Genomic DNA, 12,917 nt, shown 5'->3' with positions numbered 1-12,917 from the left:
CACTCACAGCTGGCGCGCGAGCCGCGGGTCCAGCGCGTCGCGCAGCCCGTCGCCCAGCAGGTTGATGGCCAGCACCGTCAGCGCCAGGAAGACGCCGGGGTACAGGATGATGTGGAAGGCGACGGCCACGAAATTGCGGCCCTCGGCCATCATGTTGCCCCAGCTGGGCACCTGCGCCGGGATGCCGACGCCCAGGAAGGACAGCGAGGCTTCGATCAGCACGGCAGACGCGGCGACGAAGGTGGCCTGCACGATGAGCGGCGCCACCGTGTTGGGCAGCACGTGCCGCCACAGGATGGTGGGCAGGCGGGTGCCGACGGCATGCGCGGCTTCCACATAGAGTTGTTCGCGCAGGGTCAACGCCAGCGAGCGCATCAGCCGCGCCACCCGCGGGATCTCGGGGATGGTGATGGCGACGATGACGGTGGTCATGCTGGCCTTGGTCACCGCCATCAGCGCGATCGCCAGCAGGATGCCGGGGATGGCCATCAGGCCGTCCATGAAACGCATGATGGGGCCGTCGGCCCAGCGCACGAAGCCGGCCACCAGGCCGATCACCACGCCGATGACCGTGGCGAAGATGGCCACGGAGATGCCGACGATCAACGACACCCGGCCGCCCCAGACGGCGCGGCTGAAGACGTCGCGGCCCAGCGCATCGGTGCCGAAATAGTGCTCCGCCGAGGGCGGCTGCAGGCGGGCCAGCGGGTCGATGTCCTGCGGGTCGTAGTTGGCGATGTGCGGCGCGGCGATGGCGATGATCGCCACGATCACCAGCATCAGCGCGCCGGCAATCAGGGTCGGGTGCTTGCGCAGCCAGCGCCAGCGGCGCGGGCGCGGGGCTTGCGTGTCGACGCCGGTGTCGTCTTCGATGGGCAGGGCGGCGGTCATGGTCAGTACCGGATGCGCGGATCGAACAGGCGGTAGCTCAGGTCGATCAGCAGGTTGATCAGCACGTAGACGCCGGCGGACAGCAGCAGCACGCTCTGGATCACGGGATAGTCGTGGCGCTGCACGGAGTCGATGACGAGCCGGCCGACGCCGGGGATGGCGTACACGGTCTCGGTCACCACCACGCCGCCGATCAGCAGCGCGATGCCGACGCCGATGGTGGTGGCGATGGGGATGGCCGCATTGCGCAGCGCGTGGCCCAGCACCGGCAGCACGCCCAGGCCCTTGGCCCAGGCGGTGCGGATGTAGTCCTCGTGCAGCACTTCGAGCACGGTGGCGCGCGTCATGCGCGTCACCAGCGCGATGTAGACCAGTGCCAGGTTGACGCAGGGCAGCACCAGGCTTTGCAGCCACTTGCCAGGACCCTCGGCGAAGCGCACGTAGCCCTGCACCGGAAACCAGTCCAGCTTGATGGCGAAGCCGTAGATCAGCAGGTAGCCGACCAGGAACACCGGCAGCGAGAAGGCCAGCACCGCGAACAGCATGACGAAGCGGTCGATCCAGCTGCCGGCGCGGTAGGCGGCCAAGGTGCCCAGGGGCACGGCCACCAAGATCGTGATCAGCATGGTGAAGGCCGCGATCGCCAGGGTCGGCTCGATGCGCTGCGCCAGCAGCTCGGACACCGGCACCTGCGTGAAGATGGAGACACCCAGGTTGCCGGTGAGCAGGTTGCCGACCCAGATGGCGAACTGCTTCCACAGCGGCTGGTCCAGGCCCAGCGCCACATGCAGCTTGGCGATGTCGTCCGCCGTCGCCAGGTCGCCGGCGATCAGCGCCGCCGGGTCGCCGGGCGACAGGTGGATCAGCAGGAACACCAGCACGGCCACCACCGCCATCACGGGCACGGTGGCGAGCAGGCGGCGCAGGAAGTAACCCATGCCTCGTTCCTTACTTGTCCAGGACCCAGAGGTTGGGGATGCCGGACCAGAGCTTGTCGGCGCCCTTCAGCTCCTTGCGGGCCGCGGCGGCGGGCGTGTACTGGCCCAGGTTGATGTAGGGCACGGCCTCGTAGGCGCGCACCTGGAAGGCGTCCAGCAGCTGCTTGCGCCTGGCGGGCACGCCTTCGCGGATCCACGCGGTGCGCAATTCGTCCAGCTTCTCGTCGCAGGGCCAGCCGGGCAGGGTGTTGCCACAGGCCGCGCTCAGGTACGTGCTGACGATCGGGCTGTTGATGGCGAACTCGTTGGCCACCGTCACGTAGGCGCTCCAGCCGCCGGACTCGGGCACATCCTTCTTCGCGCGGCGCGCGCCGATCGAGGCCCAGTCCATGTTGACCGGTTCGACGTTGAGGCCCATGTTCTTCATGGTCTGCAGCGCCACCAGGCCCAGCGCGTTCAGGTAAGGCACGTCGCTGGGGACCAGCAAAGCCACCTTCTCGCCCTTGTAGCCGGCCGCCTTCAGCATCTCCCTGGCCTTGGCGACGTCCGGCGTGCGATAGGGCTCGGAGCCGGCGGCGGTGTCGTTGGCGCTGCCGCAGATGAAGTAGGTGGCGCAATAGCGCATGCGCATGTCCAGCGGGTAGCCCATGGCCGCATTGAAGCGCTCCTGGCTCACCGCCTTCAGCACGGCCTGCCGCACCCGGGCGTTGTTGAAGGGCGGATGCAGCTGGTTCATGATCAGCTGCGCCTGCTGCGTGCCGGCGGACAGCAGCTTGACGTTGGGGTCGCTGCGCAGCGGCGTGATGTAGTCGGCCGGCACCTGTTCGATGAAGTCGACTTCGCCCTTCTTCAGAGCGGAGACGGCGCTGTTGGAGTCGGGCAGGTACAGCCACTCGATGCGGTCGAAGTGGCTCTTCTTGCTGCCGGCCAGGCCGCTGGGGGGCTCGCTGCGGGCGGCGTAGTTCGGGTTGCGCACGAACACCGTCTTGCTGCCCGGCACCCACTCGTCACGCTTGAAGAGATAGGGACCGGAGCCCACCACTTCGGTCAGCGGCGTGGTCGTCGGCATCTTCGCCAGGCGCTCGGGCATCACCACCGGCGGGAAGCCCGAGGGCTTGGCCAGCGCGTCCAGCACCATGCCGAAGGGCTCCTTCAGCTGCAGCTTGAAGGTCTTGGCGTCGATGGTGGACCATTCGGCGCCGGCCTTCTTCAGCGCGGTGCCGAAGGAGTCGCGCACCATCCAGCGCTGCACCGAGGCCACGGCGTCGGCGGCGGTGACGTCCTTGCCGTCGGAGAATTTCTGGCCGGGCCTCAGCGTGAAGGTCCAGGTGAGGCCGTCCCTGGAGGTGGTCCACTTGTCCACCATCTGCGGCTTGGGCTGGCCGTGCTCGTCCTGCGCGAACAGGGTGTCATACACCATGTAGCCGAAGTTGCGCGAGATGTAGGCGGTGGTGAAGGTCGGGTCGAGGATCTTCAGGTCTGCGTGGGCGACGAAGCGCAGCGTCTTCGTCTGCGCATGCCCCAGCGTGGGCGCGAGGGCGGCGGCGAGCAGCGTGGCGGCCGCGGCGAGTTGCTTCAGGCGCATGGGTGGTACTTCCTCAGATTTGCATCAGCACCGGCTGGGCCACGTCGTCGAGCGGCCAGCGCGGGCGCCGGATCTTGGTATAGGGCAGGGTGGGCGTGTGCGGCGTGGCGGCGCCGGGCGCGCCCACGTAGATCACCTGGGTCGCGACCTTGGCGAAGGAGGCATGGAAATGCTGCGCCGACTTGACGACGACGATGCCCTTGGATTGCAGGTCGCAACCGAGCTGCGTGAAGACGTCGGTGTCCATGGCCTGGTTGCGCAGCGTGCACAGGACGATCTCGATGCCTTCGGCTTCCACCAGCGCGCAGTCGCCCATGGCGGTGGGCGCGCCGGCCAGGCCGGTCATGACGAGGTCGTGCTTCAACGCCTTCACGGTGCATTGCAGGTCCAGCGGCTGGCCGGACAGCGGGCCGATCTTGCCGCCGATGCGCAGCGGCAGGCGCGCGCCCTGGCCGGCGTCGAAGGCGATACGCACCGTGACCGGGTCCCACATCGGGCCGATCGCCGCGTTGCTGACGCCGCGTTCGATCATTCGCTGGAGGATGAAGGTGGAATCGCCCGGCGCGCCGCTGCCGGGGTTGTCGGCGCGATCGGCCAGCACCACCGGGCCCTTGCCGAAGGCCAGCGCCTCGTCCAGCGCGGCATCGATCTGCGGGTACTTCACCGCGAGCTGGTCGCGCATGGCGATCATTTCTTCGGCGATCTGCAGCGCCAGTTTTTGCGCCTTGGCGGGATCGCCATCGGTGTAGACGAGCACCTTGCTGCCCATCTCGGGCACGTTGCCGTGGGCGAAACCCTGGCCGACGGAGATGCTCAGCACGCCGTCCTTGCCTTCCAGGGCCATCACCTTGTCGATGAGGCCGCGGGCCGGCTGGCGCGTGGTGTGCACGGGCACCACCATCTGGCAGTCCACCAGTGCGGCGACCGGATGGATCCGGCCCAGCGCCTTGCGCTCGCACAGGTCCAGCAGCTCGCGGGCGCGCTCCATGATGTCGGTGTGCGGGTACTCCTTCATGGAGACCAGCACGTCGGCGTGCTTCACCATCGCGGGCGTCAGGTGCATGTGCGGGTCGAGCTCGGCGCCGACGACGCACTTCGTCCCGACCATCGCGCGCACGCGCTGCAGCAGGTCGCCTTCGCAATCGTCGTAGCCGTCGGCCACCATCGCGCCGTGCAGGCCCAGCAGCACCATGTCCACCGGCAGCGCTCCGCGCAGGTCGCCCAGCAGCTCGTCGCGCAGCTTCTCGTAGGCCTCGCGCGTGACGGTGCCGCTCGGCTGCGCGCCGGCCACCATGCCTTCGACCAGGGTCCAGCCCTTGGCTTCCTTCACCTCGCGCGCCGCGCACAGCGGGCCGGAGAAGAAGGTCAGTTCCAACGGGTGCTGACCGGCGGCGAAATAGCCGCGGTCGTGGAAGGACGCCAGCCCGGTGGGCATGGGCGCGAACGTGTTGGTCTCGGTCGCGAGCGACCCGCTGAAAACGCGCATCGTCTTACTTGTCCAGCATCCAGTAGGTGGGCATGCCGGCCCACATCTTGTCGACGTTCTTCAGGCTGGTGCGCGCGGCGGTGGCCGCGGAGTACTGGCCCAGGTTCACGTAGGGGAAGACTTCGTAGGCGCGCTGCTGGAACTCGGCGAGCTTTTCCTTGCGCTTGGCCGGATTGGTCTCCTTGATCCAGGCGGTGCGCAGTTCGTCCAGCTGCTTGTCGCAGGGCCAGCCGGGCAGGCTGTTGCCGCAGGCCGGGCTCAGGTAGGCGTTGGTGATCGGCGAATCGACGTCGAACTGGCCGGCCACGGTGACGTAGACGTTCCAGCCGCCCTGCTCGGGCGCTTCCCGCTTGGCGCGGCGCGCGCCGATGGAAGCCCAGTCCATGTTCTGCGCGTCGACGTTCATGCCGATGCTGCGCAGGGTCTGGATGGTCATCAACGCTTCGGCATTGAGGTAGGTGACGTCGGTGGGCACCAGCACGGTCACCTTCTCGCCCTTGTAGCCGGACTCCGCCAGCAGCTGCTTGGCCTTGGCGAGGTCGGGCTTGCGGAAGGGGTCGGCGCCGGCATCGGTTTCGTTGGGGCTGCCGCAGATGAAGAAGGTGGAGCAGTAGGTCACCCGCATGTCCAGCGGGTAGCCCATGGCGGCGGTGAAGCGCTCCTGGCTCACGGCGTGCGCCACGGCCTGGCGGGCCTTCGGATTGTTGAAGGGCGCGTGCAGCTGGTTCATCACCAGGAAGCCCTGCCAGGCGCCGGCGGCACGCACCTTGACGTTGGGGTCGGTGCGCAGCGGCGTGATGTAGTCGGCGGGCAGCTGCTCGATGAAGTCCACCTCGCCCTTCTTCAGGGCGGCGACGGCGCTGTTGGAGTCGGGCAGGTACAGCCACTCGACGCGGTCGACGGCGGGCTTCTTGCTGCCGGCCAGGCCGCTGGCCGGCTCGCTGCGCGCCACGTAGTTCGGGTTGCGCACGAACACGGCCTTGTTGCCCGGCACCCATTCGTCGCGCTTGAAGACGAAGGGGCCGGAGCCCAGCACCTCGGTCAGGGGCGACGTGGCCGGCATCCTGGCCAGGCGCTCGGGCAGCACGAAGGCGGGGAAGCCGGAGGGCTTGGCCATGCCTTCCAGCACCAGGCCGAAGGGCTCCTTCAGGGTCAGCGTGAAGTTGCGCGCGTCCACGGCCTTCCACTGCGCGCCGGCGTTGCCCATGGCGCGGCCGATGGAGTCCCGCGCGCCCCAGCGCTGCATGGAGGCCACGGCATCGGCGGCGGTGACGGCGCTGCCATCGGAGAATTTCAGGCCAGGACGCAAGGTGAAGGTCCAGTTCAGGCCGTCCTTGGAGGCCGTGTACTTCTCCACCATCTGCGGCTGCGGCTTGCCGTTGGCGTCCTGCGCGAACAGGGTGTCGTACACCATGTAGCCGAAGTTGCGCGAGATGTAGGCGGTGGTGAAGGTGGGGTCCAGGATCTTCAGGTCCGCGTGCGCCACGATGCGCAGCGTCTTGGGGGCCTGGGCCACGGCGGGCGTCGTGGCGAGCAGGACGCCCGCGGCGGCGAGCGCCAGGGCGGCGAAGGAACGTCGGATCATCGTTGGGTCTCCTTGTTGTCTTGGCGGTTCAGCGGCCAGATCGGCCGGCGCAGCTTGCGGTAGGGGAGGGTGTTGAGGTCGCTGGTCACAGAGCCGGGCGCGTCGGCATAGATCACGTGCTTCGCGACCTTCGCGTACGAGGCGTAGAAGTGCTGCGAGGACTTGACCACGACGATCTTCTTCGCCGCCAGCTCGCAGCCGGCGTTGGTGAAGAGGTCGGTGCCCATCGCCTGGTTGCGCAGGGTCACCAGCAGGATCTCGATGCCATGGGCTTCGACGAGCGCGCTGTCGCCCATGTGCACGCGGGTGTTGCCCAGGCCGGTCTGTTCGTGCTGCGGCAGCAGCGCCTTGACGGTCACTTCCAGGTCCAGCGGCTCGCCGGACAGCGGGCTGATCTTGCCGCCGATGCGCAGGTTCAGGCGCGCGCCCTGGCCGGCGTCGAAGGCCACGCGCACGGCCATCGGGTCCCACAGCGGGCCGACCGCGGCGTTGGTGATGCCGCGCTCCACCAGGCGGCGCAGGATGAAGGTGGAATCACTCGCCGCGCCGCCGCCCGGGTTGTCGGCGCCGTCGGCCAGCACCACCGGGCCGCCCTCGAATGCGAGCGCCTGGTCCAGCGCGGCGTCGATGCCGGGCGAAGGCGGCGCGAGCTTGTCACGCATGGCGATCACTTCGTCGGCCAGCTGGCGCGCCAGCTTCTGCGCCTTGGCTGCGTCGCCATCGGCGTAGACCAGCACCTTGGTGCCCATCTCCGGCACGTCGCCCCAGGGGAAGCCGTGCGTGAGCGAGACCGACAGGATGCCGTCCTTGCCTTCGAGCGCCTGCATGCGCGCGACGAAGGCCTTGGCCGGGTCGCGCGAGGTGTGGAAGAGGGCGACCATTTCGCAATCGACCACCGCGGCGACCGGCTTGATGCGCTTCTGCACCGTGGCGGCGCACAGGTCCACCAGCTCCATCGCGCGCGGCAGCACGTCGGTGTGCGGATACTCCTTGTACGAGATGATGACGTCGGCGTGCGCCACCATGTCCGGCGTCAGGTGGTTGTGCGGGTCGAGTTCCGCGCCGACCACGACGTCCGGCCCGACGACGGCGCGCACGCGCTCCAGCAGGTCGCCTTCGCAATCGTCATAGCCGTCGGCCACCATGGCGCCGTGCAGGCCCAGCACCACCATGTCGACCGGCAGGGCCATGCGCAGATCGTGCAGCAGTTCGTCGCGCAGGGTCTCGTAGGCGTGGCGCGTGGTGGTGCCGCTCGGCTGCGCGCCGGCCACCATGCCTTCGATCAAGGTCCAGCCCAGTTCCTTGCCGCGGATGCGCGCGGCCCACAGCGGGCCGGCGAAGAACTGCATCTGGTCCGGGTGCTGGCCGGCGGGGAAATAGCCGCGGTCGCGGAAGGACGCGATGCTGGTAGGCATCGGCCCGAAGGTGTTGGTCTCGGTGGCCAGGGTGCCGCTGAAGACGCGCATGCAAACTCCTTTCTCAGCCCCGCAGGCGCGCGGGCGACAGCATCTGTTCGGTGAGGCCGAAGGCGGCGATGCGCTCCGGAATCGGCAGGCCGCGGGCCAGCGCGGCGCAGGTCTCGCCCATGGCGGCGGAGGTCTGGATGCCATAGCCGCCCTGGGCCGCGACCCAGAAGAAGCCGGGCGCGAGCGGGTCGAAGCCGCCCACCAGGTCGCCGTCCGCCACGAAGGAGCGCAGGCCGGCCCAGGTGCGCGTGGGCCGGCGGATTTCCAGCGTCGTCATCTCCTGGATGCGGTGGATGGCCAGCGCGATGTCCATCTCCTCGGGCTGCACGTCGCAGGGATCGACCGGGTCGGCGTTGGCCGGCGAACCCAGCAGCATGCCGGCGTCGGGCTTGAAGTACCAGCCTTCGCTGGCGCCGATGGCCATCGGCCATTTCTCGATGTGGGCACCGGCCGGCGGTGCAAAGATGAAGGCGGCGCGGCGCTTGGGCTGCAGGCCCAGCGGCGGCAGGCCGGCCTGCTGCGCGATGACGTCGGCCCAGGCGCCGGCCGCATTGAGCACCACGGGCGCTTCATACAGCTGGCCGCCGGCCTGCACCTGCCAGAGGCCGCCTTCGCGCTGCAGCGAAGTGACCTCGGCATCGCAGACGACCTTGCCGCCGGCGCGCTTGAGCCCGCGCAGGTAGCCCTGGTGGATGGCGTGCACGTCCATGTCCGCCGCATCGGGCTCGAACACGGCGCCGGCCACGCGCTCGGGGCGCAGCACGGGGACCAACGCGCAGGCGCCCGCGGCGTCGAGCCGCTGCGCGCGCGGCGTCGTCGCGCGCAGCACGTCCCACCATTCCTCGAGGTGCGCCTCGTCGCCCGGCTCGGCGACGATCAGCGCGCCGCGCGGCGACAGCAAGGGATGTTCGCTGAAGCCTGCCGGCGGCTGGTCGAAGAAGGCGCGGCTCGCGAGCGTCAGGGCACGCACCTGCGGCGTGCCATAGCTTTCCATGAACAGCGCCGCCGAGCGGCCGGTGGAGTGGTAGCCGGGTTGCGACTCACGCTCCAGCAGGATGACCTGGCCGTGGGGCGCGAGCCAGTGGCCCACGGAAGCGGCGGCGATGCCGCCGCCGATGACGAGGAAGTCGGCCCGGTGGGCCTTCAGGGAAGACTGCATGGAGGCTGGTCGATTTCGGCGCAGTGTATGTCGGTTTTGCGCATACGCAAAAAGGGATTTCCCCTGTTCCCTGTGTACGGGCGCACCGGCCTCGTGCAGAATTTGCGCATGCGCAAGGCGACTGCAAAACCCGTACCAGCTCCCGCGGCGGCCAGTCCCACCGTGGACCGCGCCACGCTGGGGCGCCGCCTGCTGGCCGCGCGCAAGCAATTGGGCTGGACGCTGGCGGAGCTGGCGGAGCGCTCCGGCGTGTCCATCACCACCATATCGCGCGCCGAGCGCGGGCAGCTCGCGCTGGGCTATGAAAATTTCTCAGCGCTGGCGCGGGCGCTGCAGATGGACTTCGGCGCGATGTTCGCCGAAACCGGCGTGGCCCCGCGGCCCTTCGCGGGCCCGGTGCTGACGAAGGCGGGGCAGGGCGTGGTCTATCGCGGCCTCGCCTTCTCGTACGAGTTCCTCGGCACCACCGCCGTGGGCAAGCAGATGGAGCCGGTGCTGGGCACGGTGCACGCGCGCACCCTCAGCGGGCCGGAGGATTTCGCGCGGCATCCCGGCGAGGAGTTCGTCTACGTCCTCACCGGCAGCATCGACGTGCATTTCGACACCGGCGAGGTCGTGCGGCTGGAGAAGGGCGACTCGCTCTACTTCGACAGCCGCGTCGGCCACGCCTACGTCACCGTGAGCCGCCAGCTCGCCAAGGTCATCGGCGTCATCACCAGCGAGAGCAGCATGATGAAGCAGGCGCGAACGGGCGCGCCTGCGTTGGCGAAACAGCGCGGAGGCTAGTCCAGCGCGATGCCGAAACGCTGGATCACCGGCTTCCAGCGCGCGACTTCCTCGGCAATATAGACGCCGAAGGCTTTCGGCCCCTTGTCGACCACGTCGAGCCCCTGCGCGCGATAGGCGGCCGCGACTTCGGGATCCTTCAAGGCCTGGGCCACCTGCTTGTGGATGGCCTCCAGCACCTCCGGCGGCGTGCCGGCGGTGGTGGCGACGCCGAACCAGCCGACCGGCGCGAAATCGATGCCGCTTTCCTTCAGCGTCGGCACGTCGGGCAGCGCGCTGCTGCGGCGCGGGCCGATGGTGGCGATGGCCTTGATCTTGCCGGCCTTCACGAAGGGCGCCACCGCGAGCGGCGGCAGGGCGGCGAGCTGGACGTCGTTGGCGACCAGGGCGGTCACGATCTGGGGCGAGCCGGCATAGGGCACGTGCGGCACATCGGTGGCGCCTGACCGCGCCACGAGATAGGCCATGTTCAGGTGGCCGAGCGTGCCGGCGCCGGGCGAGGCATAGGCCATGCGGTTCTTCGGGTCCGCCATCGCCTTCAGCAGCGCCTGCGCGTTGTTGGCGGGGGTGGCGTTGCTGGCGACCAGGATCGTCGGCGTCTCGGCCACCAGGGCCACGGGCGCGAGATCCTTCAAGGGGTCGTAGGGCATCTTCCGGTACAGGAGGCCATTGGTGGCCAGCGGCCCCGACGGTGCGAGCACCAGCGTGTGGCCGTCCGGCGTCGCCTTGGCGGCCTGGTCGGCCCCGATCATGCCGGCGGCGCCGGGCTTGTTCTCCACGACCATGGTCTTGCCGGTGGCCTTCTGCACGCGATCGAAGATCAGGCGGGCGATGGCATCGGGGGTGGAACCGGCGGCATAGGGCACCACGATGCGCACCGTCTTGGCGGGCCACGCGGTGGCTTCCGCCTGCACTGCGGCGGGAAGGGAAAGTGCCAGCGCGATGGCGGCGAGCAGGGTTTTCAACGGATTTCTCCAGGTTCCAGTGTGTCGGTGACCGAGCGGCCCAGGTTGCCGAAGCGGGCGAAGGCCCAGCGCATGGCTTCGCTTTCCCCGCGCCAGGGCGCTTCGTCGCCGAGGTGCAGCCAGAGCCGCCACAGGAAGCGCCGGCGTGCGGGATCGGCATGGTCCTCGTACGCCGTGCGGCCGTGCAGCACGGTGAAGTTGTTCAGGAGCTGGACGTCGCCCGGCTCGAACGCCATGTGCAAAGGCATGTCCTCGCGCCGTGCGATGGCATCGAAGCAGTCCAGGGCCGCCGTTTCCGCCGCTGTGAGCGGGGCCGTCTTCTGCGCTCCGCCCAGGATGTAGGAGCGGGCGTAGCGGCTGCTGACGCGTCCGTCATGCGCAGCGAAGACGGGGATGCGTTCGGTGACCGCCGCCTCGCCGGGCCACTGCTCCGCCTTGCGGTCGTAGGGGAAGCCGCGCAGCAGCACGGGCAGGTGCTCGGGATGCTGGCGCAGCATTTCGTTGTAGATGGCCGGCGTGCTGACGATGGTGCTCTTGCCGCCGGCCAGGGCCTTGCGCACGCACAGCAGCGCCACCACGTCGGTCGGGTCGCAGTGGTAGTTGAGGTCGGCCTTGCTCTGGTAGCCGCGCACGTTCTGCTGCGCGGCGCTGCCGGAGTAGCCGAAGTCCACGCCCCTGTCGGTGACGGGGCAGAGGAAGTCGGCTTGTGCGTTCTGCGTCAGGCCCTGGCCGAACAGCAGGCCGATGGCCCAATAGGCCAGCTGGATCTGGCCGGGCGTCATGGCGTCCACCGGCACGCCCCGCAGCAGCACGAAGCCGCGCGTCGCCAGCTCGGCACGGGCCGTGTCGGCGAGGGGGACGAGCGGGGCGAGCGCCGTGCGCGCTTCCTCGCTTCCCAGCGCGCGGAAGTCGCGTCCTTCCCAGCGGCGCGCGGCATCGACCAGCGCGCCAGCCTGGGCTGCGCCGAGTTCGTGCAGCCATGAACGGTCGGCGGCGAAATCGGCGCCCTTCCATACGGAAGGCCCGCGCATCGGCCGTGCCGTGGGGCTCATCGTCTCCTGCATTGATCGTTTCCTTCGGGTTGATGGGAGCGGCGCCAGTGTCCGCGTTGCCCCGCCTGCGGAAAAGCGAAAAAATCGCGGTGGGGCTTAACCAGAAGTTGATCGATGAACCTGCGCCACCTGGAAGTGTTTCGCCACGTCATGCAGACGGGATCCGTGAAAGGCGCCGCTGCCGTGCTGCGCGTCTCCGACGCCGCGGCCAGCAAGCTGCTGTCCACCGCCGAGAGGCGCATGGGCCTGGCGCTGTTCGAGCGAGCCAAGGGACGCCTGGTGCCGACGCCGGAAGCGCGGCGGCTCTACGCGGACGTGGAGCAATTGTGGGAGCGGGTCGAGCGCATCGAAGCGCTGACGCGCTCGCTGGCGCAGCCGACCGGCGGCATCCTGAACCTCGCGATCTCGCCGAGCTTCGGCGTCACCGTGGTGCCGCAGGCCGCGACGCGCCTGCTGGCCAGCATGCCGGAACTGACCATCAACGTCGACCTGCTGATTCCGCACCTGCTGCTGCAGAACCTCGTCGATGGCATCGCGGACCTGGGCGTCTCCTTCAACCCGCAGCAGCATCCGAGCGTGGAGGTGGTCGACCGCGTGCGTTGCGGGCTGGTCTGCGTGATGCCCGCGAGCCATGTGCTCGCCGCGCGCAAGTTCATCCGCGCCGCGGATCTTCCGGGCCATCCGGTGGTCTCGTTTCCGCAGGCGCTGGACTACGGCCTGTCCGACGAGGCGCTGTTCGGCCGCTACAGCGGCAGCATCGCCCGCCGCCTCAACGTGCGCTCCGGCCAGACCGCCTGCTGGTTCAGCCTCGCGGGCGCCGGCGTGGCGATCGTCGATGCCGCCTCGGTGGCGGGCGGCGCCTTTCCCGACCTGGCGATCCGCCCCTACCGCTGCGACGCCGTCATCGAGATCCTGCTGCTGCGCCATCGCGACCGCCCGCTGTCGCGGGCGGCGTCCCGGTTCTGCGATTCGTTTCGCCGCACCTGGAAGGAGCTCTCGTAAGG

11 protein-coding genes are annotated in these 12,917 nt (G+C 69.3%); 2 read left to right on the top strand and 9 right to left on the bottom strand.

What is annotated here, in order from left to right; genetic code table 11:
* Window positions 1-3: 3 nt before the first annotated feature.
* The 7 genes from HHL11_RS20525 to HHL11_RS20495 are packed head-to-tail and all read right to left on the bottom strand — an operon-like array spanning window position 4 to window position 9,110.
* Window positions 4-891 (bottom strand): ABC transporter permease, encoded by an 888-nt coding sequence (locus tag HHL11_RS20525; protein WP_169420426.1) that lies wholly within the window; start codon window positions 889-891, stop codon window positions 4-6.
* Window positions 892-893: 2 nt separating this feature from the next.
* The gene (locus HHL11_RS20520) at window positions 894-1,829 is read right to left on the bottom strand and encodes an ABC transporter permease (RefSeq protein WP_169420425.1); all 936 of its coding nucleotides are present in this window, start codon (window positions 1,827-1,829) and stop codon (window positions 894-896) included.
* A 10-nt stretch (window positions 1,830-1,839) separates the two neighbouring features.
* A complete protein-coding gene (locus HHL11_RS20515) occupies window positions 1,840-3,414 on the bottom strand; it encodes an ABC transporter substrate-binding protein (RefSeq protein WP_169420424.1) in 1,575 nt (524 codons plus the stop codon).
* 13 nt (window positions 3,415-3,427) lie between these two features.
* Window positions 3,428-4,900 carry a M81 family metallopeptidase gene (locus HHL11_RS20510; RefSeq protein WP_169420423.1) on the bottom strand — a complete coding sequence of 491 codons (1,473 nt, stop codon included), beginning with the start codon at window positions 4,898-4,900 and terminating at the stop codon, window positions 3,428-3,430.
* Window positions 4,901-4,904: 4 nt separating this feature from the next.
* A complete protein-coding gene (locus HHL11_RS20505; RefSeq protein WP_169420422.1) occupies window positions 4,905-6,485 on the bottom strand; it encodes an ABC transporter substrate-binding protein in 1,581 nt (526 codons plus the stop codon).
* Entirely contained in the window at window positions 6,482-7,951 is a 1,470-nt protein-coding gene (locus HHL11_RS20500) for a M81 family metallopeptidase (protein WP_169420421.1), read from the bottom strand. Before HHL11_RS20500 ends, HHL11_RS20505 begins: the two co-directional genes overlap by 4 nt.
* Before the next feature lie 13 nt (window positions 7,952-7,964).
* Window positions 7,965-9,110, bottom strand: a complete 1,146-nt coding sequence (locus tag HHL11_RS20495; protein WP_169420420.1) for an NAD(P)/FAD-dependent oxidoreductase — start codon at window positions 9,108-9,110, stop codon at window positions 7,965-7,967.
* 108 nt (window positions 9,111-9,218) lie between these two features.
* Between HHL11_RS20495 and HHL11_RS20490 the strand changes: the two genes are divergently transcribed.
* The gene (locus tag HHL11_RS20490) at window positions 9,219-9,896 is read left to right on the top strand and encodes a helix-turn-helix domain-containing protein (protein ID WP_169420419.1); all 678 of its coding nucleotides are present in this window, start codon (window positions 9,219-9,221) and stop codon (window positions 9,894-9,896) included.
* Here the strand turns inward: HHL11_RS20490 and HHL11_RS20485 are convergent.
* On the bottom strand, window positions 9,893-10,861 hold the full coding sequence (locus HHL11_RS20485) for a Bug family tripartite tricarboxylate transporter substrate binding protein (protein ID WP_240980353.1): 969 nt from the start codon (window positions 10,859-10,861) through the stop codon (window positions 9,893-9,895). The two genes, HHL11_RS20490 and HHL11_RS20485, sit on opposite strands and share 4 nt — an antisense overlap.
* On the bottom strand, window positions 10,858-11,913 hold the full coding sequence (locus HHL11_RS20480) for a TauD/TfdA family dioxygenase (RefSeq protein ID WP_169420418.1): 1,056 nt from the start codon (window positions 11,911-11,913) through the stop codon (window positions 10,858-10,860). The genes HHL11_RS20485 and HHL11_RS20480 overlap by 4 nt, the downstream gene beginning before the upstream one ends.
* Before the next feature lie 114 nt (window positions 11,914-12,027).
* Between HHL11_RS20480 and HHL11_RS20475 the strand changes: the two genes are divergently transcribed.
* On the top strand, window positions 12,028-12,915 hold the full coding sequence (locus HHL11_RS20475; protein WP_169420417.1) for a LysR family transcriptional regulator: 888 nt from the start codon (window positions 12,028-12,030) through the stop codon (window positions 12,913-12,915).
* Window positions 12,916-12,917 lie beyond the last annotated feature (2 nt).

The organism is Ramlibacter agri (assembly GCF_012927085.1).
GTDB lineage: Bacteria > Pseudomonadota > Gammaproteobacteria > Burkholderiales > Burkholderiaceae_C > Ramlibacter > Ramlibacter agri.
This window is presented reverse-complemented; position numbering and strand designations above follow the sequence as displayed.

What these genes read in the sequence shown, in the direction of transcription:
- HHL11_RS20515 (WP_169420424.1), bottom strand. Translation starts at nt 3,414, where the DNA reads ATGCGCCTGAAGCAACTCGCCGCGGCCGCCACGCTGCTCGCCGCCGCC.
- HHL11_RS20490 (WP_169420419.1), top strand. Translation starts at nt 9,219, where the DNA reads ATGCGCAAGGCGACTGCAAAACCCGTACCAGCTCCCGCGGCGGCCAGT.
- HHL11_RS20505 (WP_169420422.1), bottom strand. Translation starts at nt 6,485, where the DNA reads ATGATCCGACGTTCCTTCGCCGCCCTGGCGCTCGCCGCCGCGGGCGTC.
- HHL11_RS20510 (WP_169420423.1), bottom strand. Translation starts at nt 4,900, where the DNA reads ATGCGCGTTTTCAGCGGGTCGCTCGCGACCGAGACCAACACGTTCGCG.
- HHL11_RS20480 (WP_169420418.1), bottom strand. Translation starts at nt 11,913, where the DNA reads ATGAGCCCCACGGCACGGCCGATGCGCGGGCCTTCCGTATGGAAGGGC.
- HHL11_RS20500 (WP_169420421.1), bottom strand. Translation starts at nt 7,951, where the DNA reads ATGCGCGTCTTCAGCGGCACCCTGGCCACCGAGACCAACACCTTCGGG.
- HHL11_RS20520 (WP_169420425.1), bottom strand. Translation starts at nt 1,829, where the DNA reads ATGGGTTACTTCCTGCGCCGCCTGCTCGCCACCGTGCCCGTGATGGCG.
- HHL11_RS20475 (WP_169420417.1), top strand. Translation starts at nt 12,028, where the DNA reads ATGAACCTGCGCCACCTGGAAGTGTTTCGCCACGTCATGCAGACGGGA.
- HHL11_RS20525 (WP_169420426.1), bottom strand. Translation starts at nt 891, where the DNA reads ATGACCGCCGCCCTGCCCATCGAAGACGACACCGGCGTCGACACGCAA.
- HHL11_RS20495 (WP_169420420.1), bottom strand. Translation starts at nt 9,110, where the DNA reads ATGCAGTCTTCCCTGAAGGCCCACCGGGCCGACTTCCTCGTCATCGGC.